Origin of the sequence: Leisingera sp., from assembly GCF_034669605.1 — a bacterium.
Classification (GTDB): domain Bacteria; phylum Pseudomonadota; class Alphaproteobacteria; order Rhodobacterales; family Rhodobacteraceae; genus Leisingera.
The window spans coordinates 1-2,685 of sequence record NZ_JAXMOX010000341.1; the positions used below are offsets into that span (position 1 = coordinate 1).

Below are 2,685 nucleotides of genomic sequence, written 5' to 3' on the forward strand. Positions count from 1 at the left end.
GTCACCTGGGCGCGGCGGGCGCGTACGGCGTTCAATTGCTGCAGCATCGCGTCGCGGGTGGCCTGGTCAAGGTTCACATCAAGGATCTCGGCGCGGGTGACTTCGATGCCCCAGTCGTCAACGGCGCTTTCGACACTGGTTTGAATCTGGCCGATCAGCTGGGCGCGGTTGGATTGCACCTCGTCCAGGTCCATCTTGCCGATTTCGGCGCGCACGATTCCGGCCACGGTGGTGGCAATGGCGCCATCGACATCGCGGATCCGGTAGACGGTCTTTTCCGGCTCCAGAATGCGGTAGAACACCGAGGTGTCGATCTGCACCAGAACGTTGTCCTTGGTGATCGCGTCCTGGGTGGCGTTCGGCAGCTGGCGTTCCAGGATCGAGATCTTGTGGCGGGCGACGTCCAGAAAAGGCACGATGAAATTGATGCCCGGCCCCAGCACCGAATGCAGGCGGCCGAACCGTTCGACCACGTATTTCTCGGACTGCGGCACGATGCGCACGCCCTTCAGCACCACGATAATCAGCAGGAGCGCGCCCAGCAGGTACAGCAGGTTGCTGGAGAGTAGGTCCAGAATCAGGTCTTCGTTCATGAAAAAATCCTTTGGTTGGTCAGCGGCGGCGGCTGCTTCGCCGGGCTGGGAGCGCGCGCCGGCGGCCTGCGGCCCGTTGGTGGAGAGCAACTCACCGGGTAATCCGCCGGCCGTGTTACTGGGCAATTCACCAGGTAATCCGCCGGGCGTTTTGGTTTTGTTCAATGGAATGCTCTATTGTGTGCAATGGTATGCAGATGTGGTTTGCGGCGGCGGTTTTCAAGACCTGTATGGCGGCGGGGAGCGGCGGCTGGCAAGCCCTGAAAACAAGCCCTGAAAACAAGTCCGCCCTGCCGGTTCAGGCGGCGGGGCCGGGTTTGCGGCGCCGCATCGGGGCTGGGCGGACCCGGTCCTCGATCTCGGCATAGATCAGCGCCGCGATGTTCTTGGACGACGTCCGTTCGATCCCTTCCAGGCCGGGGGAGGAGTTCACCTCCAGCACCTTGGGGCCGGTTGCCGAGCGCAAGAGATCCACCCCGGCCACGCTGAGGCCAAAGGCCTTGGCCGCTTGCACCGCTGTGGTGCGCTCTTCCTTGCTGATGCGCACCGCGACGGCGCTGCCGCCCAGATGCAGGTTGGACCGGAAATCGCCGTCGGCCCCGGACCGTTTCATGGCTGCGACGACCTTGTTGCCGACCACCAGGCAGCGGATGTCCTCGCCTGCGGCCTCCTTGACGAATTGCTGCACCAGGAAGTTGGCCTTGAGCCCGCGGAAGGCGGAGATCACGCTTTCGGCGGCTTTCTGGGTTTCCGCCAGCACCACGCCCTTGCCCTGGGTGCTTTCCAGCAGCTTGACGATCATCGGGGCGCCGTCGACGATATCGATCAGGTGGCGGGTGTCCTTGGGCGAGGCGGCAAAGGCGGTGGCGGGCATGCCGATCTTGTGGCGGGCGAGGATCTGATGCGCGTGGAGCTTGTCGCGGCTGGCGGTGATGCCTTCGGACCCGTTGATGCAGAAGGTGCCCAGCGTTTCGAACTGGCGCAGAAGGGCGGTGCCGTATTGGGTGACCGAGGCGCCGATACGCGGGATCACCGCATCATAGCGGGGCAGGCGCTTGCCGTCATAGTGGATCTCGGGGGCCAGCGCGTTGAGCGCCATGTAGCAGCGGGTGGTATTGACCACTTCCACCGTGTGGCCGCGGCTTTCGCCTTCCTCGACCAGGCGGCGGGTGGAGTAATTGTCCTCGCGGCTGAGCACGGCAATGCGCAGGGCGCGTTTGGGGGCGGATTTGCGGATGCTGGCGGAGGAGTAGACCGAATAGTCCAGCTCCGGCTGGCACAGGCGTTCGCCGGGGACAACCGTCACGTTTTCGGTCAGCGCCTGGCGGCCCAGCAGCATGTGTTTGGCCATCCCGCGCCGGTCGGTCAGCGTCAGTTCAACCGGCCAGGACTGGCCCCCGATCTCGATCGCGGTTTCGATCACAAAGCGCATTTCGCTTTCGCCATTGGAGGAGGTCACCTCGCGGCGGTCCTTGATCAAGGCGGAACAGGGGATCTCGAGATCGTACTGGCCGGGAATCGGATGCACCATGAATCGCACCTTGGGGGCGTTTTGCGGCCCGAAGGGCTCGATTCCGGTGGCGTGCAGCGAGGATGTGCGGGCGCCGGTGTCGACCTTGACCCGCAAAGCAGGCAGGCCGATGTCCGGCAGGCTGACCCATTCCTCCCATCCGAGTCTCAATTGCGGCGCGGGGTCTGCTGTGGACATGCGAGGGGCTCCTTGGCATTAGGGGTGAATCACCGGCGCGCCGGTTCGAGTGTAACTGCAGGAACAGAAGATGGCAGAGCTTTTCAACTTTGAACTGAAGGCAACCGACGGTAAGGCGCGCACAGGTGTGATCAATACGCCGCGCGGTGAAATCCGCACCCCTGCTTTCATGCCGGTCGGCACGGCTGCGACGGTCAAGGCAATGCTGCCGGAAAGCGTGCGCGCAACCGGCGCCGATATCCTGCTGGGCAATACCTACCACCTGATGCTGCGGCCGACGGCGGAACGCATCGACCGGCTGGGCGGCTTGCACAAATTCATGAACTGGGAGCGGCCGATCCTGACTGATTCCGGCGGCGTTCAGGTGATGTCGCTGGCCGGTTT

Annotated in this window: 4 protein-coding genes; 2 read left to right on the top strand and 2 right to left on the bottom strand. The window is 63.8% G+C overall.

The features are described 5' to 3' along the window. A partial coding sequence (locus tag VOI29_RS23900) for a paraslipin (RefSeq protein ID WP_323784324.1) occupies positions 1 to 593 on the bottom strand: 593 nt, incomplete at its 3' end. On the opposite strand from VOI29_RS23900, the gene VOI29_RS23905 reads away from it, so the two are divergent. Beyond that, the gene (locus tag VOI29_RS23905; RefSeq protein WP_323784326.1) at positions 592 to 870 is read left to right on the top strand and encodes a hypothetical protein; all 279 of its coding nucleotides are present in this window, start codon (positions 592 to 594) and stop codon (positions 868 to 870) included. The two genes, VOI29_RS23900 and VOI29_RS23905, sit on opposite strands and share 2 nt — an antisense overlap. Before the next feature lie 21 nt (positions 871 to 891). Here VOI29_RS23905 and rimK read toward each other — a convergent pair whose 3' ends face one another. After that, entirely contained in the window at positions 892 to 2,301 is a 1,410-nt protein-coding gene (rimK, locus tag VOI29_RS23910; protein WP_323784328.1) for a 30S ribosomal protein S6--L-glutamate ligase, read from the bottom strand. A gap of 70 nt (positions 2,302 to 2,371) precedes the next feature. Between rimK and VOI29_RS23915 the strand changes: the two genes are divergently transcribed. Then, on the top strand, positions 2,372 to 2,685 hold a 314-nt coding region (locus VOI29_RS23915), incomplete at its 3' end, for a tRNA-guanine transglycosylase (RefSeq protein ID WP_323784330.1).